At 64.6% G+C, this 16,954-nt stretch carries 17 protein-coding genes and 1 tRNA gene; 7 read left to right on the forward strand and 11 right to left on the reverse strand.

Features of this window, described 5'->3' with window-relative positions; translation table 11 throughout:
• Positions 1-83: 83 nt before the first annotated feature.
• The 9 genes from yacG to V2L18_RS03740 all read right to left on the reverse strand — a co-directional run bounded on the left by yacG (position 84) and on the right by V2L18_RS03740 (position 6,588).
• The gene (gene yacG / locus V2L18_RS03700) at positions 84-296 is read right to left on the reverse strand and encodes a DNA gyrase inhibitor YacG (RefSeq protein ID WP_336176467.1); all 213 of its coding nucleotides are present in this window, start codon (positions 294-296) and stop codon (positions 84-86) included.
• 14 nt (positions 297-310) lie between these two features.
• On the reverse strand, positions 311-946 hold the full coding sequence (locus V2L18_RS03705) for a Maf-like protein (protein ID WP_336176468.1): 636 nt from the start codon (positions 944-946) through the stop codon (positions 311-313).
• A 55-nt stretch (positions 947-1,001) separates the two neighbouring features.
• Complete coding sequence (gene infA / locus V2L18_RS03710; RefSeq protein WP_319772216.1) at positions 1,002-1,220, reverse strand: translation initiation factor IF-1; 219 nt, start codon at positions 1,218-1,220, stop codon at positions 1,002-1,004.
• A 306-nt stretch (positions 1,221-1,526) separates the two neighbouring features.
• Positions 1,527-1,988 (reverse strand): low molecular weight phosphatase family protein, encoded by a 462-nt coding sequence (locus V2L18_RS03715; protein ID WP_336176995.1) that lies wholly within the window; start codon positions 1,986-1,988, stop codon positions 1,527-1,529.
• The gene (locus V2L18_RS03720) at positions 1,985-2,488 is read right to left on the reverse strand and encodes a UPF0262 family protein (RefSeq protein ID WP_336176469.1); all 504 of its coding nucleotides are present in this window, start codon (positions 2,486-2,488) and stop codon (positions 1,985-1,987) included. Before V2L18_RS03720 ends, V2L18_RS03715 begins: the two co-directional genes overlap by 4 nt.
• Positions 2,489-2,680: 192 nt before the next feature.
• Complete coding sequence (hisD, locus tag V2L18_RS03725; RefSeq protein ID WP_336176470.1) at positions 2,681-3,973, reverse strand: histidinol dehydrogenase; 1,293 nt, start codon at positions 3,971-3,973, stop codon at positions 2,681-2,683.
• A gap of 92 nt (positions 3,974-4,065) precedes the next feature.
• Positions 4,066-4,506: a DUF2948 family protein gene (locus V2L18_RS03730; protein ID WP_336176471.1), complete on the reverse strand. Its 441-nt coding sequence runs from the start codon at positions 4,504-4,506 to the stop codon at positions 4,066-4,068.
• Positions 4,507-4,791: 285 nt separating this feature from the next.
• Positions 4,792-6,084: a UDP-N-acetylglucosamine 1-carboxyvinyltransferase gene (murA, locus tag V2L18_RS03735; RefSeq protein ID WP_336176472.1), complete on the reverse strand. Its 1,293-nt coding sequence runs from the start codon at positions 6,082-6,084 to the stop codon at positions 4,792-4,794.
• A gap of 312 nt (positions 6,085-6,396) precedes the next feature.
• On the reverse strand, positions 6,397-6,588 hold the full coding sequence (locus V2L18_RS03740; RefSeq protein WP_336176473.1) for a hypothetical protein: 192 nt from the start codon (positions 6,586-6,588) through the stop codon (positions 6,397-6,399).
• A gap of 360 nt (positions 6,589-6,948) precedes the next feature.
• On the opposite strand from V2L18_RS03740, the gene V2L18_RS03745 reads away from it, so the two are divergent.
• The 6 genes from V2L18_RS03745 (at position 6,949) to purU (ending at position 13,557) form a co-directional block, all read left to right on the forward strand.
• A tRNA-Thr gene (locus V2L18_RS03745) sits at positions 6,949-7,023 on the forward strand.
• A 207-nt stretch (positions 7,024-7,230) separates the two neighbouring features.
• The gene (locus tag V2L18_RS03750; RefSeq protein WP_336176474.1) at positions 7,231-8,814 is read left to right on the forward strand and encodes a peptide ABC transporter substrate-binding protein; all 1,584 of its coding nucleotides are present in this window, start codon (positions 7,231-7,233) and stop codon (positions 8,812-8,814) included.
• 51 nt (positions 8,815-8,865) lie between these two features.
• Positions 8,866-9,789: an ABC transporter permease subunit gene (locus tag V2L18_RS03755; protein WP_336176475.1), complete on the forward strand. Its 924-nt coding sequence runs from the start codon at positions 8,866-8,868 to the stop codon at positions 9,787-9,789.
• 4 nt (positions 9,790-9,793) lie between these two features.
• Positions 9,794-10,930, forward strand: coding sequence for an ABC transporter permease subunit (locus V2L18_RS03760; protein WP_336176476.1), 1,137 nt, complete (start codon positions 9,794-9,796; stop codon positions 10,928-10,930).
• A 3-nt stretch (positions 10,931-10,933) separates the two neighbouring features.
• On the forward strand, positions 10,934-12,547 hold the full coding sequence (locus V2L18_RS03765) for an ABC transporter ATP-binding protein (protein WP_336176477.1): 1,614 nt from the start codon (positions 10,934-10,936) through the stop codon (positions 12,545-12,547).
• Positions 12,548-12,696: 149 nt separating this feature from the next.
• Positions 12,697-13,557 carry a formyltetrahydrofolate deformylase gene (purU, locus tag V2L18_RS03770; RefSeq protein ID WP_336176478.1) on the forward strand — a complete coding sequence of 287 codons (861 nt, stop codon included), beginning with the start codon at positions 12,697-12,699 and terminating at the stop codon, positions 13,555-13,557.
• Positions 13,558-13,624: 67 nt separating this feature from the next.
• Here the strand turns inward: purU and V2L18_RS03775 are convergent, their stop codons facing one another.
• Positions 13,625-14,062 carry a peptidylprolyl isomerase gene (locus tag V2L18_RS03775; protein ID WP_336176479.1) on the reverse strand — a complete coding sequence of 146 codons (438 nt, stop codon included), beginning with the start codon at positions 14,060-14,062 and terminating at the stop codon, positions 13,625-13,627.
• 481 nt (positions 14,063-14,543) lie between these two features.
• On the opposite strand from V2L18_RS03775, the gene V2L18_RS03780 reads away from it, so the two are divergent.
• On the forward strand, positions 14,544-15,884 hold the full coding sequence (locus V2L18_RS03780) for a phenylacetate--CoA ligase (protein WP_336176480.1): 1,341 nt from the start codon (positions 14,544-14,546) through the stop codon (positions 15,882-15,884).
• 243 nt (positions 15,885-16,127) lie between these two features.
• Here the strand turns inward: V2L18_RS03780 and V2L18_RS03785 are convergent, their stop codons facing one another.
• Positions 16,128-16,862: a hypothetical protein gene (locus V2L18_RS03785; protein WP_336176481.1), complete on the reverse strand. Its 735-nt coding sequence runs from the start codon at positions 16,860-16,862 to the stop codon at positions 16,128-16,130.
• Between the last annotated feature and the right edge of the window lie 92 nt (positions 16,863-16,954).

Consider the following 16,954-nt stretch of genomic DNA (forward strand, 5'->3'; position numbering starts at 1 on the left):
GACGAAAAGTTGTGGTCTTTTTGTGTCCTCGCGGACACAGAATCGGCCGTAAAAAGGGCGCGCGACTGTATTAAATCATTGTTTTAATAGGTTTCGGGGTCATCCGGATCAACGTCGTCGAGTTCGACGGCGGGGATCGCGTAGCTCCCCGAAAGCCACCTGTTGAGGTCTACGTCCGCGCACCGGGCGGAGCAGAACGGGTAGTATTTGTCGACCGAGAGCTTGCTGCAGTTGGGGCAGGGGCGCGGGGGGCGCGCCGGTTCCTGCCCCTTGTTGTCGTTGTCGTGCGTCGTCATGGGTGCATTTCGCCCTATTCGCTGAGCGCCAGCGTGTCCGACCAGTTCTGCCGCACCGGATATCCCGCGCCGGCGAGCATCGAGACGGCCTCGAAGACCGGCAGCCCGACGACGTTCGTGTAGGATCCGACGAGCTTCACCACGAAGGCTCCGGCGATGCCCTGGATGGCATAGCCACCCGCCTTGCCGCGCCATTCGCCGCTGTCGAGATAGTCCTCGATCTCGGCCTCCGACAGGCGCTTGAAGCGCACCCGGGTCTCGATGAGCTTGGCGCGGGTCGCATTGCCGGCAGCGGCCACGCACACGCCGGTATAGACCCGGTGGGCGCGCCCCGACAAAAGCCTGAGGCAGCTTTCCGCCTCGTCGCGAAGCTCGGTCTTGGGCAGGATGCGCCGGCCGACCGAGACCACCGTATCGGCGGCGAGCACGAGAGCGTCACGGTAGTCGGCGTCCTTGTCGATCGAGCGCCGGACCACTTCCGCCTTGGTGCGCGCCAGCCGGTTGGCAAGCGCGCGCGGCGTCTCTCCGCGGTTCGGCTCCTCGTCGATATCGGAGGGGAGCAGATAATCCGGCTTTATGCCGACCTGTTCGAGCAGCGCCAGTCGCCGCGGCGACCCGGATGCGAGAACGAGCTTTTTGCGATCCGTCATCGGCAGCAACCGTCATGCCCGCGAAAGGCCGCGAAAGGCGGCCTGTCGGAGGGATCTACTTGAATCGATAGGTGATGCGACCCTTGGTCAGGTCGTAGGGCGTCATCTCGACGAGCACGCGGTCGCCGGCGAGAACGCGGATACGGTTCTTGCGCATGCGGCCGGCGGTGTGGGCGATGATCTCGTGTTCGTTCTCAAGCTTCACGCGAAACGTCGCGTTGGGCAGAAGTTCCGTGACCGTGCCCGGAAATTCCAAGACTTCTTCTTTCGCCATGCGGTTTCCTGGCTCTCCTGTTCGATCGTGCAGATCCGGCAAAAAGGTGGAAACCGGCTTTCTCGTCGAGATCTGCAAGCTGCTGTCTTGTTGGCGGCGACGCGGACCCCGACGGGGGCCGTTCCCGCGTTTGTGCGCGCGAACCTAACGGATTGGATGGGGAAAGTGAACAGGCCATAAACATTGCCGTGGCAATGCGGCATTGCAACGCGCGCAGGGCAGTCCTGCCCGCAAGGTCCGCACGTTCCGTTCCCCATCCGATCCGGTCGGTCTGGCCAGTATCGGGCCCAATCTACCTGGTCCAATCTACCCGGCAGGCGTCGGGCGCCAGCCGAGACGCTTCTTGATCCGTGTGGTGAGCTCGTCGCGCACGGCCCGGTAGGCGTCGAGTATCTGGTCGCGGCTGCCCGTGGCAAGTGTCGGATCCGCAGTTGGCCAGTATTCCACATCCAGTGATTCCGTCCGCGTCAGTTCCAGCGCCCAGTGATGGGCTTCGGGCGCGAGCGAAACCACCAGATCGAAATTCGTGTCCTCCAGTTCCTTCACCGTGTGCGGCTCGTGCTTGTCGATATCGAGACCGATCTCGGCGAGCACGGCATCGACGAAGGGATCGCGCTGGCCCTTTCGCACACCGGCGGAGGCTATGTAGATGCGTTGAGGAAACAGCTGCTTGGCAATGGCCGCGGCCATGGGGGAGCGCACGGCGTTCATGCCGCAGACGAACAGGATGGCGCTGGGCAACCGCTCAGGCGTCACCACGCTTGTCAGCCTTTCCGGTAGAGCGCGCAGATCAGGGTGAACAGCCGGCGCGCGGTCTGGTGGTCGAGCTCGATCTTTCCCTTCAGTCTCTCGCTGAGAAGTTCCGACCCCTCGTTGTGCACGCCGCGCCGGCCCATGTCGATCGCCTCGATCTGGCTCGGCGTGGCGGTGCGGATGGCGGCGTAGTAGCTCTCGCAGATCAGGAAATAGTCCTTCAGGATCCGCCTGAGCGGTCCCAGCGACAGCACATGCGTGACGACCAGATCGCCGCTCTCCCGGGTGACCACGAGATGCAGCCGCTTTTCTACCACCGCGAGGCTCAGATGGTACGGCCCGCCGGCCTCGTCACCGATCGGCTCGAAGGAGTTCTCGGCGATCAGGTCGAAGATCGCGACCGCGCGCTCGTGCTCGATATCCGGCGAGGAGCGCTCGATGGAGGTCTCATCGAGCGTCACCGCCGTGAGGCGCGCTCGCGTCTGTCGTTCGTCCTGTGCGCAATCTTCGCTCATGTTCGCCCTGTCGCGATCCGGCCCGTTGCCCGCAGTATCTTGTCCGCCGGCGCCGAAAGCCAAGCCTTGCGTGAGCCTATTGCGAACGCACGGCCGCAATCCAGTCCGTTGAACGCACACCGGCAGATATTTCGCGATCAGCCGTCGCCCCGCCCGCCTTGCGCTGGAACAAACCCCGAGGCGATGAGGCGTCTAGAGGTTCAACCGAACCGCGACCGAGCGGCCATGCGCGGTCAGCCCTTCCTCGTCGGCAAGCCGGATGGCGGCCGGGCCGATCTGGCGCAGCGTCTCGGCCGAGCATTTCAGGATCGAGGTGCGCTTGACGAAATCGAGCACCGAAAGCCCGGAGGAAAAGCGCGCGGAGCGCGCCGTCGGCAGCACGTGATTGGAGCCGCCCACATAGTCGCCCACCGCCTCCGGCGTGTAGCGGCCGAGGAACACGGCACCGGCATTGCGGACCTTCGCCAGCAGGCTTTCCGGATCTTCCACCGCCAGTTCCAGATGTTCCGGCGCGATGCGGTCGATCAGCGGCACGGCATCCGCGAGATCGCCGACGACGATGGTCGCACCGAAATCGCGCCAGCTCGCGCCCGCGATGTCGCGCCGCGGCAGGGTGGCGAGCTGCCGGTCGACGGCCTCGCTCACGCGGTCGGCGAGATCGGCGTCGTCGGTGATCAGGATCGACTGAGCGGAGGCATCGTGTTCGGCCTGGGCGAGCAGGTCGATCGCCAGCCAGTCGGGATCGTTCTTGCCGTCGGCGACCACCAGCACTTCCGAAGGCCCGGCGATCATGTCGATGCCGACCGTGCCGAAGACCTGACGCTTGGCCGCGGCCACGTAGGCATTGCCGGGGCCGACGATCTTCGCCACCGCGGCGATCGTCTCGGTGCCGTAGGCAAGGGCCGCCACCGCCTGCGCGCCGCCGATGCGGTAGATCTCGGACACACCGGCAAGCCGGGCGGCCGCCAGGACCAGCGGGTTGAGCGCGCCGTCCGGGCTCGGCACCACCATGACGATGCGTTCCACACCCGCGACCTTGGCGGGCACGGCGTTCATCAGCACGGAACTCGGATAGGAGGCCGTGCCGCCCGGCACATAGAGCCCGACCGAGGCGACCGCCGTCCACTTGGAGCCGAGCTCCACGCCGATCGGATCGGCGTAGCGGTCGTCCTTCGGCATCTGGCGGGCGTGATGGGCCTCGATGCGGTCGCGCGCGAGCTCAAGTGCGGCCATCGTCTCGCCGTCGACCTGCGCCACGGCCGCATCGACCTCCGCGGCGCTGACCGCCATGCCCGCCGCCTCCAGATCGAGCCGGTCGAAGCGCTTCGTGTAGTCCTTTACGGCCGCATCGCCGCATTCGCGCACATCATTGATGATGGCGCGCACGGTATCGTCCACGTCCTGGGAAACCTCGCGCTTGGCGGCGAGCAGGTCAAAAAAGCGGCGTTCGAAATCCTCGTCGGCCGAGGTCAGGCGGATGGCCACAGCGGGTGCACTCCTGAATGCAGGTTGGGGCGCGCCGGTTGGCCTGCGTCGGTCCGACGGAAGCCGTGCGCGCATATCGGTTTGCGGCTAGGTCAGGCCTCGTCGAGATCGTGCTGGGGGAGGCTCCGGGTCGCCCAGGCGGCGCCCAGGTCCGCAAGCTGCGCCTCGATGCATTCCACGTCGAGCCGGATCTTTCCGCCACCGGCGAAATCCAGAAGGATGCGGCCGGCCGGTGCCTCCGTCTCCTCGAAGCGAATGGCGAGCAGCACCAGCACCGCCTCCTTCGCCTCCTGGCGCAGGCCCGTGACCGACACTTTCTCCACCCGGTCGAAATGCAGTGCGGCGCGGCGGCGCTCGAATTCCTTTGCGCCCTTGCGGGCGCGCTCGCGCGCCAGACGGTTCATCGCGAGGACGAAGCGCTTTTCGGAACCGAGCCAGCGCAGGTCGGCCATCTTCAGGACGGCATCCTGCACGTGGGCGGAAAGGATGGCGAGATCGTCGCCGTCCAGAGCGACAAGCTTCAAGTCGGACATCGGATCAGGGCTGCCTGAACTGTTTGACACAACGCGCGGGAACCCGGTCGGCCCCGCCGCGCTACAGGTAGTCGCTCCGGCGCTGAAGCGCAACGGGCGGGAGCGCGGTGCGGGGCAGGGTACCCCCACCCCCAACCCCTCCCCTCAAGGGGGAGGGGAGCAGAGGCTCTGTGCGCATGGCAACTTCTCCCGGCACGAGGAAAGCCGGTTCCCCTCCCCCTTGAGGGGAGGGGTTAGGGGTGGGGGTATCCTTGCGCGTCAGGCTAAAACCGACAGCCCGCCCCCTCACGAGGCGGCGATGCGCTCTATCTCCGCGCCGCAGCGGCGCAGCTTCTCTTCCAGCCGTTCGAAACCGCGATCCAGATGATAGACGCGGTTGACCGTCGTCTCGCCCTTGGCCGCAAGCCCCGCGATGACGAGCGAGACCGAGGCGCGCAGATCCGTCGCCATCACGGGCGCGCCGTTCAGGGTCTCCACCCCGTTGATCGTCGCGACCTGGCCGTCGAGATGGATATCGGCGCCAAGCCGGGCCAGCTCCTGCACGTGCATGAACCGGTTCTCGAAGATCGTCTCGGTGATGCGCGACGTGCCCTTCGCGCGCGTCATCAGCGCCATGAACTGGGCCTGCAGGTCGGTCGGGAAGCCGGGGAAAGGCTCGGTGACCACATCCACCGGCGCGATGCCGGAGCCGTTGCGCTTCACGCGGATGCCTGTATTGGTTTCGGTGATCTCTGCGCCCGTGCCGCGCAGCGTCTCCAGCGCGTTTTCCAGAAGATCCGCGCGCGCGCCTTCCAGCGTCACATCGCCGCCGGTCATGGCGACCGCCATGGCGTAGGTGCCGGTTTCGATGCGGTCCGGCACCACGGGATGGGTGAAGCCGCTAAGCCTGTCGACGCCCTGGATGTGGATCGTCTCGGTGCCCGCGCCCTCGATCTTCGCGCCCATGCCGATGAGGCACTGGGCCAGATCGACGATTTCCGGCTCGCGCGCGGCGTTCTCGATCACCGTCTCGCCGCGGGCAAGGGCCGCCGCCATCATCACCACGTGGGTGGCGCCGACGGAGACCTTCGGGAAATGCACGCGGTTGCCGACGAGGCCTTTCGTTGCGCGGGCATTGACGTAGCCGCCCTCGATGTCGATTTCCGCACCCAGCGCGCGCAGGCCGTCGATGAAGAAGTCGACCGGCCGCGTCCCGATGGCGCAGCCGCCGGGCAGCGAGACCCGCGCCTGGCCCATGCGGGCAACGAGCGGGCCGATCACCCAGAAGCTCGCCCGCATGGTGGAGACGAGTTCATAAGGCGCGGTGGTGTCGACGATGTTGGCGGCGTTCAGATGCACGGTCTGGCCGGTCATCGCGTCCTCGCCGGCGCGCTTGCCGTTGACCGAATAGTCGACGCCGTGATTCGACAGGATGTGGGTGAGCTGGGCGACATCGCGCAGCCGCGGCACGTTTTCGAGCGTCAGCGTCTCGTCGCTGAGCAGGCTGGCGATCATCAGCGGCAGCGCCGCGTTCTTCGCGCCGGAGATGGGCAGGCTGCCATTCAGTTGATGGCCGCCGACGATCCTGATCTTGTCCATTCAAGGCCCCGATATGCGACGCGCCGCCCGGCAGGACCCGGCCGCCGTATGGCAGGCGTGCGGGGGCCGGCGGACGGCGGATCTGGTGATGGGCGCGCGAACGGCGCGCTCCGAGGGCCTTCGTCAATGTCAGGCCCGTCCCTTTGAGGGCTGCTCTAGCCCAAGCTTGTGGCCGAGACAAGGCATCGCGGGCCCGGCGCCCGGCCCGGAGCCTGTCCCGAACCGGCGCTCCCCCCGAACCGGCGCTCCCCCCGAACCGGCGCTCCATTGGCGCGAATCGCGCGGCACGCATGGCCGGCGGGCATCAGCCTGTCAGTCGGCACCGTCCTGTGCGTCTGTCTTGCGCCCGCGCTGCTGCTGCTTGCGCCGCTTGAGATTGGCGCGCAGTGCCTCGGCGAGCCGTTCCTCGCGCGCGGCACGCTTTGACTGTCCCGCGGGGTTCGAACCTGGTTTTCCACTGCCGCGATCGGCTGGCGAATGTGTGGTGTCGTCAGGGTCGCTCATACCGGATTTCTTACCCCGGCCGGTGTGCCGCTGGAAACGAAAAACGTCGCAATCGGGCCGGAAAGAGCAGGAAAGGGCCGGAACGGGCCGGAAAGGGAAAGGCGGTCGGACGGAACCGATCGGCCGGTCGGCTTGCCGGCGAAGCGGGTTCTGCGTTGCCAAAACCCGGGTGCGGAGGATGCGTGCGGCGGCGAAGTCATGCACAGGCTTATGTAAAAGCACATTGAAGCGCCATGCCCTCTTGCGCCCACCGCCCGCCTATGGCAAAAGCGCCGCGTCCGACGGACTTGTGGGCCCCGCCCGCAACGCGCGCCCCGCGCACCGATCCTTAAAAAGACCGGCCCCCGTCCCGACACCGGCGCTGCCGTAGCTCAGGGGTAGAGCACTCCCTTGGTAAGGGAGAGGTCGAGAGTTCAAATCTCTCCGGCAGCACCATATTTTTCACCGAAAAGTACGGTTATCTCCCAAAAAAGTCCCACCGCTGGCATATCGTGCGCTCGTCGCGGCCAGGGGGAGGGTGGCATTTTCCCTTCCGGCGCCCAAATCGCCTCATGCGGCTTATTTGCCGGTGGGTTGCATTCCGCAACGAGAAGGAAGAGGATTCCTCCGGTACGCTTTATTTATTTCCAGGGAGGTTCGATGATGGCGAGCGGGTTCCTGCGTATTTTGTTTGCCGGCATGATGCTGATTTCGGGAGTGTTTTCGGCCCGGGCGGAGGTCGTCTACCATCGCGGCAATGATGCCAATCCGGAAACGCTCGACCAGCACAAGACCTCCACCATCCCCGAGGCCAATATCTTGGCCGATCTCTACGAGGGGCTGCTCGTCTACGACCCGGCGGCGAAGGTGTCGCCCGGCATGGCGGAAAGCTGGGAGATGTCCTCCGACGGCACCGTCTACACCTTCCATCTGCGCGATGCCAAATGGTCGAACGGTGATCCCGTCACCGCCGGCGATTTCGTCTTCTCGCTTCGCCGCATCGTCGATCCCGCGACCGGGGCGAAATACGCCAACATCCTCTATCCGATCAAAAATGCCGAGGCGGTCAACAAGGGCGAGATGAAGCCGGCGGAATTGGGTGTCAGGGCGCTTGACGACAGGACGCTGGAGATCGCGCTGGAGCAGCCGACGCCCTATTTCCTCCAACTCCTGACCCACCAGACGGGCCTGCCCGTCCATCCGGCAAGCGTTGAAAAATACGGCAGCGATTTCGTCCGGCCGGAGAACATGGTGACGAACGGCGCCTATACGCTCACCGAGTTCACGCCCGACGACAAGGTGGTGCTCGACAAGAGCCCGACTTACTACGATGCCGCCAACGTCAGGATCGACCGGGTCATCTACTATCCGATGGAGGATCGTGCGGCCTGCGTGCGCCGCTTCGAGGCGGGCGAGATCGACAGCTGTTCCGAACTGCCCACCGACCAGATGGCCACCCTGCGCGAGAAGTTCGGCGATCAGGTGCGCACGCCGCCCTATCTTGGCACCTACTACTACGCCATCCGCACCGACAAGCCGCCGTTTGACGACGTGCGCGTGCGCCAGGCGCTGTCGCTCGCGATCGACCGGGTCTATCTGGCCGAGGAGATCTGGACCGACACCATGCTGCCGGCCTATTCCCTGGTGCCGCCGGGCATCGCCAATTACGGCGAGCCGTCCTACGCCGCCTTCAAGGACGAGCCGATGCTCGACCGCGAGGACGAGGCCGCAGCCCTCCTGAAGGAGGCGGGCTTCGGACCCGACAAGCCGCTCAAGGTGGAGATCTCCTACAACACCTCGGAGAACCACAAGAACACGGCGGTCGCCATTGCCGACATGTGGAAGGCGATCGGGGTGGAGACGTCACTGCTGAACCGCGACGGCGCCTCGCATTATGCCTATCTTCGCGACAAGGGCGATTTCGACGTCGCCCGCGCCGGCTGGATCGCGGACTATGCGGACGCGCAGAACTTCCTGTTCCTCGTCCAGTCCGACAATCCCGGCTTCAATTACGCCAACTACGACAATCCCGACTATGACGCGCTGATGCACAAGGCGGCGGCCGAGCAGGATCCGGAAAAGCGCTCCGCCATCCTGCACGAGGCCGAGGCCATGTTCATGCGCGACGTGCCCTATATTCCGCTGATGTATTATTCCTCCCATTCCCTGGTCTCGCCGAAGCTCACGGGGTGGGTGGATAACATCCAGAACAAGCATCTGACCCGTTACATGACGAAGGAGGAGTAGCCTCCGCTCTTGCGCAAGAGTGTGCGTGCACGGTGAAACGGGAGCGCGAGGATGCTGAAATACGCCCTGACCCGGCTTCTGGCGGCGATCCCGACGCTGTTCGTCATCGTCACGGCGGCGTTCTTCCTCATCCGCATCGCGCCCGGCGGTCCGTTCAATCTGGACCGGCCGCTGGAAGCGAAGGTGATGGAGAACCTCAATCGCATCTATCATCTCGATGCGCCGCTCTGGCAGCAGTATCTTAGCTATCTGGGAAATCTTCTGCGCGGCGACTTCGGGCCGAGCTTCGTCTACCGGGATTTCTCCGTTGCCGAGCTTTTCGCCGCCGGCCTGCCGATTTCCGTCCAGCTCGGCGGATCGGCGCTGGTGCTGGCGCTGCTCGCGGGGACCGCGCTCGGCACGCTGGCAGCCCTTCACCATAACAAGGCCGCCGATCTCGGCGCGGTGACGGTGGCGACGCTCGGCATCACCATTCCGCCCTTCGTCGTCGCGCCGCTTCTCTCGCTGGTCTTTGGCGTCTGGCTCGGCTGGCTGCCGGCCGGCGGCTGGGGCAACGGGGCGCTGGTCAACAAGATCCTGCCGATCGTCACCCTGGCGCTGCCGCAGGTGGCCGTCGTCACGCGGCTCACCCGCGCGGCGATGATCGAGGCGCTCGCCTCCCATCCGGTGCGTACCGCGCGGGCCTACGGGCTCAGGTGGTGGACGGTCGTGGTCGTCCATGCGCTGCGCTCGGCGATCCTGCCGGTCGTCTCCTATGCCGGGCCGGCGGCGGCGGCGCTGATGACGGGCTCCATCGTCGTGGAGACGATCTTCGGCGTGCCCGGCGTCGGGCGCTATTTCGTGCAGGCGGCGCTCAACCGCGACTACACGCTCGTCATGGGAACGGTCGTGGTCATCGCCTGTTTCGTCATTCTGTTCAATCTCGTGGTGGATCTGATCTATGCCCTGATCGATCCGCGCGTGCGCTACGGGTGAGCCGATGAGCCTTTCGCGTCTCTCCGGCACCGCCGCCCGCCGGCCCGTCGCGGGCCGCTCGCTCACCGCCGATGCCATGCGGCGGCTCAAAGCCAACCGGGCGGCGATGGCGAGCCTGGTGTTCCTGATCGCAATGGCGCTCGTGTGCGCGGTCGGTCCGCACCTGACGGGCCACGCCTATGACGAGGTCTACCAGTCCTACGTGCGCGTGCCCGCAAGCCTGACGCCCTATCCGCGCGAGGCGCAAGTCGGGCCGGAAATGGAAAAGGCGCTCGCCCGCGCCAGGGTCGATCTGGGTACCGTCGCGGTCGTGAACGGGACCGCGAGCGTCGAGGTCGTGTCCCCTCGCCGCCCGCTCGATCCGCGCATCACTCGCTATGTCGACCGCAGCGATCTCTTTGCAAACGCTCGGCTCACCGACATGTCGCCGGACGGGCACGTCGGCCGCATCGTCGCCGATGTCCGGCAGGTCCGTTTCCTGTTCGGCACCGATCTCGCCGGCCGCGATCTTCTGACCCGCACGCTGATGGCGGGCCGCATCTCGCTCACCATCGGCCTTCTGGCGACCCTCGTCGCCGTGCTGATCGGGGTGACGTGGGGCGCCACCGCCGGCTATCTCGGCGGTGCGGCGGATGCGGTGATGATGCGCGTCGTCGATGTGCTCTACGCCTTGCCCTTCGTCTTTTTCGTGATCCTGCTGGTCGTCTTTTTCGGGCGCAATTTCGTGCTGGTGTTCCTGGCGGTCGGGGCGGTCGAATGGCTGGACATGGCCCGCATCGTGCGCGGCCAGACGTTGAGCCTGAAGCGGCGCGAATTCGTCGAGGCCGCCGAGGCCATGGGGGTCGCCGGCGGCGGCATCCTCAGGCGGCACATCGTGCCGAACCTCGCCGGTCCGGTCGTCGTCTACATGACGCTGCTCGTGCCCAAGGTGATCCTGCTGGAAAGCTTCCTTTCCTTCCTTGGCCTCGGCGTGCAGGAGCCGATGACGAGCTGGGGCGTGCTGATCGCGGAGGGCGCGCGCTCCATCGAGGCGATGCCGGGGTTGCTGCTCTTTCCCGCCGCTTTCCTTACCTCCACGCTGTTCGCCCTCAATTTCCTGGGCGACGGCCTGCGCGATGCGCTCGATCCGAAGGAGCGCTGACAGATGGACGCGCCCGTTCTCGCCGCCGCCGAAACCGTGTTTTCCCTGAGCGACCTGAGGGTGACCTTCGATACGCCCGACGGTCCGGTGGAGGCGGTGCGCGGCATTGACCTTGCGGTGGCGCGCGGCGAGACGCTCGCGATTGTCGGCGAAAGCGGTTCGGGCAAGAGCCAGACGGTCATGGCCGCGATGGGGCTCTTGCCGCCCAATGCCAGGGTCTCGGGATCGGTCGCCTATCGCGGCCGCGAAATTCTCGGCCTGCCTGTGCGCGATCTCAACCGTCTGCGTGGATCGCGGATCACGATGATTTTCCAGGAGCCGATGACCTCGCTCGATCCGCTCTACACCATCGGCCGCCAGATGGCCGAACCGCTGGTGGAGCATGGCGGGCTTTCGTGGGCGCAGGCGCGCGAGAGGGTGGTCGAGCTCCTGCGGCTGGTGCGCATCGACGATCCGCAACGGCGCGTTTCCGCCTATCCGCACGAGCTTTCCGGCGGCCAGCGCCAGCGCATCATGATCGCCATGGCGCTTGCCAACGAGCCGGATGTGCTGATCGCCGACGAGCCGACCACGGCGCTCGACGTCACCACCCAGGCGGGCATTCTCGATCTGCTGAAGGATCTGCAGGCCCGCATGGGCCTTGCCATCGTCTTCATCACCCACGATCTCAACATCGTGCGCCGTCTCGCCGACCATGTCGCGGTGATGAAGGAGGGCCGAGTGGTGGAGCAGGGCCCATGCGCGCGGATCTTCGCCACGCCCGGCGATGCCCATACCCGCATGCTGCTCGACGCCGAGCCCACCGGGCGCAAGCAGCCGGTTTCCGCATCGGCTCCGGTCCTGTTGGAAGCGGAAGGGGTGACGGTTGCCTTCGACTATGGCGGCGGCCTGTTCGCCCCGCCCTCCCGCTTCGTCGCGGTCGAGGGCGTCAATCTCCTGCTGAAGGAAGGGCAGACGCTGGGGCTTGTCGGGGAATCGGGCTCGGGCAAGTCCACGCTCGGCCGCGCACTCCTGCATCTGGTGCCGGCCTCCGGCCGGATCACCTTCGAGGGCGCGGATCTTTCCCGCCTCCACCGCGAACCCTTGCGCCGTCTTCGCCGGGAGATGCAGCTTGTCTTCCAGGATCCGTTCGGCTCGCTGAGCCCGCGCCTCACGGTGGCGCAGATCGTGACGGAGGGGCTGCTGGTCCACGAGCCGGCGCTGTCTGCGCGCGAACGCGAAGCCCGCGCCTGCCAGGCGCTGGAGGAGGTTGCGCTCGACCCGATGACGCGCAACCGGTTTCCGCACGAGTTCTCCGGCGGGCAGCGCCAGCGCATCGCCATCGCCCGGGCGATGGTGCTGAAGCCGAAGCTGGTGGTGCTGGACGAGCCGACCTCGGCGCTCGACCGCACCGTTCAGCGGCAGATCGTTGATCTCTTGCGCCGGCTGCAGGCCGCCAACGGGCTCACCTACCTGTTCATCAGCCACGATCTCGCCGTGGTGCGCGCCATGTCCGACGAGGTGATGGTGATGCAGCACGGCCGCGTGGTGGAACGCGGAACGGCGGACGAGGTGTTCGACGCGCCGAAGAAGCCCTACACGCGCACGCTGGTGGAGGCGGCGACGCTGAAGGGTTGAAAGATGGGCCCGCCTACCGGCCTCGCATCAGCCGCGCATCCTCCTCGCACTGTCATCGCTTCGGCGCCCGCATCCCATTTTCCCCGTGCATTCATTGTCGCACTGACCTAAACACGGGGCCCGTTTCACCAGCACGCCGATGCCCCGCCATGACCGAAAACGCCCCCCGCTTTGTCCTCAAGCTGCAATGCCCCGACCGGCCCGGCATCGTCGCCGGCGTCGCCAGTGCGCTGACGCGGGGCGGCGGCAACATTCTGGAAAGTGCGCAGTTCGGCGATCTGCAGACGGGGCTGTTCTTCATGCGGGTGTGCTTCACCGCGCCGGAAACGAAGACGCTGTCCTCGTTCGAGGACCTGATCACGCCCGTCGCCAACGCCTTCGGCATGGACTGGGGGCTGCACGATCAGGCTGTGAAGCCGCGCCTCCTGATCATGGTGTCCAAGTTCGACCATTGCCTGCAGGATCTGGCCTATCGCTGGCACATCGGCTCGCTGCCGGCCGAGATCGCCGGCATCGTGTCCAACCACGAGACCGCCCGCTCCTGCGCCGAACATTATGGCCTGCCGTTCCATCACTGGCCGGTGACCAAGGACAACAAGGCGGAGCGCGAGGCCCAGCTCATCGATCTGATCGAGGCGGAAAACATCGATCTGGTCGTGCTCGCCCGCTATATGCAGGTTCTGTCGGAGGATCTGTGCGGCCGCTATCCGGGCCGCATCATCAACATCCACCACTCGTTCCTGCCGGCCTTCAAGGGGGCGGCCCCCTACAGCCGGGCGCATGAGCGCGGCGTGAAGCTCATCGGCGCCACCGGCCACTACGTGACGACCGACCTCGACGAGGGGCCGATCATCGAGCAGCACGCGGAACGCGTGACCCACGCCAATTCCGCGGCCGAATTCGTCTCCATCGGCCGCGGCATCGAATCCCGCGTCTTGTCGCGCGCCGTCATCGCCCATTGCGAGCACCGCGTCTTCATCAACGGCATCAAGACGGTGGTGTTCTCGTAAATCCGGCAGCCGTCGGCGATGGGCGAGGCGGCGGGGCCAGCAGGTGGCCCGCCCCGCCCGGCGCCCGTCAGGCGGCCTTGGAGATCGAGATCAGTGCGATGTCGAAGGTCAGATCTTGACCGGCCAGCGGATGGTTGGCGTCGAGCACGACCTTATCTTCCGAGACCTCTTCCACCTTGACCGGCATGACCTGTCCGGTGGAGGTCTGGACCTGAAGCTGCGTGCCGATTTCCAGCGGAATGTCGGCCGGGATCTTGTCGCGCGGCACTTCGTGCTTGGCCGCCGGATCCACCGGACCATAGGCCTCGGCCGCCGGAACGGTCACCGACTTTTCCTCGCCCTCGCTCATGCCCGGCAGGGCCTTGTCGAGACCGGCGATGATCTGCCCGGCGCCGACCGTGAATTCAAGCGGCTCGCGTCCTTCCGAGGAATCGAAAACGGCACCGTCACTCAAGGTTCCCTTGTAGTGAATCCGCACGGTGTCGCCAGTCTTCACTTCGCTCATAACTGTCTCTTTCGTCTTGGAAGGTTGTTCTGCGGAGCGCGGATATCGCGCGATCCAATGAAACTCCCGTCTACCCTAAGGACCAATCGGGCGATGTAAAGGCGGGTGCGCGGAAAAATCGCGCATTGAACGCTCGATCCGGGGAAGGTCGGACCGGATTTTCACCGGGATTTGGCTCAGCGGCGCTAACATGCTAAGGGATTTACATACGAACTTCTGCCAGTGCTTTCAGCGCGCCCGAGTCCTCCTCGACGGCATGCGGAAGTTCGCCTGCTGCGATCCCGACCTGGGGCTGCCCTTGTCCCGAGCGAGGCTCCATCGTTCGACCTGAACGTTTCCGCGCGGCTCCTTCGCGGGCGCCCTTGCGCCTGCCGCCTGCGCCGCTGCCTTTTTCCGGGATCGTCCGGCCGCCCCGGCCGCCACGATGCGTGTCTCTTCACGCGCCGCATCGTTCCCGCACGTTCGCGACCACGAGGACCCGATGAAACAGAACGCAGACCATCGCCCGTATTGGGATCCCGAGCTCGAAACCCAGAGCCGGGCCGAATGGGAGGCGATGAAGCTTGACCTCCTGAAAACGCATCTGGCCCACGCCTACGCCAATTCCCCCTGGTACCGCAAAAGCTTCGACGCCGCGGGCGTTCATCCCGACGACGTCAACAGCCTCGACGATCTCCGCCGCTTCCCCACCATCGACAAGGCCACCTTGCGTGAGCGCCAGCAGGCAAAGCCGCTGCTTGGCGATGTGGTGGCGGTGCCGGAGGAAGAGGTCGTCTACGTCTCCTCCTCCTCCGGCTCCACGGGCGTGCCCACCGTCTCTCCGTTCACGCAGGAAGATTTCGATGCCTGGATGGACTACGAGGCCCGCCAGTTCTGGTCCTCTGGCCTGCGCCCCACCGACCGCTACTGCCACTCGCTCAACTTCTCGCTGTTCATCGGCGGGCCGTGCGTGCTGGGGGCTCAGAAGATCGGGGCGCTTTCCATCCACGCCGGCACCGTGCCGTCCGCACGCCTGCTGACCATGCTGCGGAATTTCCAGGCGACCGCCATGTGGACCACGCCGTCCTATGCCTGGTATCTGGGCGAGACGGCGATCAAGGAGGGCATCGACCCGAAGACGGATCTGGCGGTCAAGCGCATCTTCGTTGCCGGCGAGCCGGGCGGCTCCATCCCCGAGACGCGTGCCCGCATCGAGGAACTGTGGGGCGCCGACGTCTACGACTACTATGGCCTTTCCGACATTTTTGGCTCCTGCGCCGGCATGTGCGAGGAGAAGAACGGCCTTCACTGGGCGGAGGATCACATCCACGTGGAGGTGATCGATCCGGAAACGGGCGAGCCCGTGCAGCCCGGCGAGCGCGGCGAGATGGTTCTCACCACCTTGCAGAAGAAAGCCTGCCCGCTGATCCGCTTCCGCACCGGCGACATCGTCTCCTTCACCGAGGAACCCTGCACGTGCGGGCGCACCAGCCAGCGGCTTATGGGCGTCCACGGCCGGCTCGACGACATGCTGCTCATCCGCGGCGTGAACATCTTTCCCTCCGACGTGGAGGCGATCATCCGCAAGGACCGCGACTTCACCGGCGAATACCGGCTGATCGTCGACCGCCCGGATCACCTCGACCGCCTGACGGTGGAAGCCGAACGCATCCACGGCTTCAACGGCACGGACGAGGAACTGAAGAAGCGCCTCAAGGACCACATCAAGGCGGTGACGGGGGTGGGCGCGCAGATCTCGATCCTTGATGCGGATACGCTTCCGCGCGCCACCCACAAGGCCAAGCGCGTGGAGGACAAGCGGGGTCAGGTCTGGACGGCGTAAGGGGGAAGGGGCACGAACCGCGGCGCCCCGGCGCGGGGCGTTGCGGGCGGGGCAGGGCGCGGGCTGGGCAGCTTTACGCCGCCATTTCGGACGTTCACGGGTTCTCGGTTCTGTCCGCAAAGCTGCCGTTTGTTGCAGGTCGATCGAATGTCCGTAGAGGGCGGGGGGGGCGGAAGTGCAGTACGACGTGAACGAATGTCGGTTATGCAGAGGAAGCCGACATTGATGTTCAAAAGTTCACATTCAGATGCCGTCAATCATCCGTTGGACCGGATCAAAATCGCGTGGACCATCTAGGCAATTTGCACCGCCGAATATATCCCAGATAAATTGAGATAGTCTCTTCTCTTCTTCGTATCCCGGCCCTTTCGCAGCCAACCTATGCAAAATCATCTCAAGCCTCTTGAAAAACTCGAACGAAGTTGCATCTGATATTGGATAATTGTGTAAAATATATTCTATTTGTTTTGATAATATCTGTAGACTAAGGATTATTTCTTTGTATTCAGGAACGTCGTCACTCATGTAGTTTCTGAAAGCATAAAAACCTTCATCCGATTGCTTTCCAGCCACAAATAGCTCTCTAAATCCCGCAGTCGTCAGAATTTTTTCGATGGTCTCATGTTTAGCAGTAAGGTCTTTTCTACCCCCTTTTTGGCTAGCGAAAACAATTTGATATGCAATATCGCGCTTTATGTCCGAGTAGAGTTTTTGAAGATTTGTCTTCACAATTAGGCTCTTTCGCCGATCTGGAAATGCAACCACTAAAAAATAGAAGAAGAAAGAAACTAGACCTCCGGTCAGGAAAGCTGACGAAATATTGTAAAACTCATCCCAGAAAGGCGTTTCCGAAAAATAAATACCGGAAAAATTCTCTATAAGCAGCGCCAAATAGATGAATAGAGTCAGCAGAAACCAAAAAAGGACACTTGAGAGAAATTTCCAGATTATGCGCGATAAACTCGCAAGTTTTTTCATTTTTAACCGCCCCAGCTACAGCCAATGTATGGGTTAAGAAATGCCACAGGCAGCTTGTCAACGGAACAAAGAACGTTGTGGCTGTACTGGAC

Origin of the sequence: Breoghania sp. JC706, from assembly GCF_037026715.1 — a bacterium.
In the GTDB taxonomy this organism is placed as follows: Bacteria; Pseudomonadota; Alphaproteobacteria; order Rhizobiales; family Stappiaceae; genus Breoghania.

What these genes read in the sequence shown, in the direction of transcription:
- yacG (WP_336176467.1), bottom strand. Translation starts at nt 296, where the DNA reads ATGACGACGCACGACAACGACAACAAGGGGCAGGAACCGGCGCGCCCC.
- V2L18_RS03705 (WP_336176468.1), bottom strand. Translation starts at nt 946, where the DNA reads ATGACGGATCGCAAAAAGCTCGTTCTCGCATCCGGGTCGCCGCGGCGA.
- infA (WP_319772216.1), bottom strand. Translation starts at nt 1,220, where the DNA reads ATGGCGAAAGAAGAAGTCTTGGAATTTCCGGGCACGGTCACGGAACTT.
- V2L18_RS03720 (WP_336176469.1), bottom strand. Translation starts at nt 2,488, where the DNA reads ATGAGCGAAGATTGCGCACAGGACGAACGACAGACGCGAGCGCGCCTC.
- V2L18_RS03730 (WP_336176471.1), bottom strand. Translation starts at nt 4,506, where the DNA reads ATGTCCGACTTGAAGCTTGTCGCTCTGGACGGCGACGATCTCGCCATC.
- murA (WP_336176472.1), bottom strand. Translation starts at nt 6,084, where the DNA reads ATGGACAAGATCAGGATCGTCGGCGGCCATCAACTGAATGGCAGCCTG.
- V2L18_RS03740 (WP_336176473.1), bottom strand. Translation starts at nt 6,588, where the DNA reads ATGAGCGACCCTGACGACACCACACATTCGCCAGCCGATCGCGGCAGT.
- V2L18_RS03750 (WP_336176474.1), top strand. Translation starts at nt 7,231, where the DNA reads ATGGCGAGCGGGTTCCTGCGTATTTTGTTTGCCGGCATGATGCTGATT.
- V2L18_RS03755 (WP_336176475.1), top strand. Translation starts at nt 8,866, where the DNA reads ATGCTGAAATACGCCCTGACCCGGCTTCTGGCGGCGATCCCGACGCTG.
- V2L18_RS03760 (WP_336176476.1), top strand. Translation starts at nt 9,794, where the DNA reads ATGAGCCTTTCGCGTCTCTCCGGCACCGCCGCCCGCCGGCCCGTCGCG.
- V2L18_RS03765 (WP_336176477.1), top strand. Translation starts at nt 10,934, where the DNA reads ATGGACGCGCCCGTTCTCGCCGCCGCCGAAACCGTGTTTTCCCTGAGC.
- purU (WP_336176478.1), top strand. Translation starts at nt 12,697, where the DNA reads ATGACCGAAAACGCCCCCCGCTTTGTCCTCAAGCTGCAATGCCCCGAC.
- V2L18_RS03775 (WP_336176479.1), bottom strand. Translation starts at nt 14,062, where the DNA reads ATGAGCGAAGTGAAGACTGGCGACACCGTGCGGATTCACTACAAGGGA.
- V2L18_RS03780 (WP_336176480.1), top strand. Translation starts at nt 14,544, where the DNA reads ATGAAACAGAACGCAGACCATCGCCCGTATTGGGATCCCGAGCTCGAA.
- V2L18_RS03785 (WP_336176481.1), bottom strand. Translation starts at nt 16,862, where the DNA reads ATGAAAAAACTTGCGAGTTTATCGCGCATAATCTGGAAATTTCTCTCA.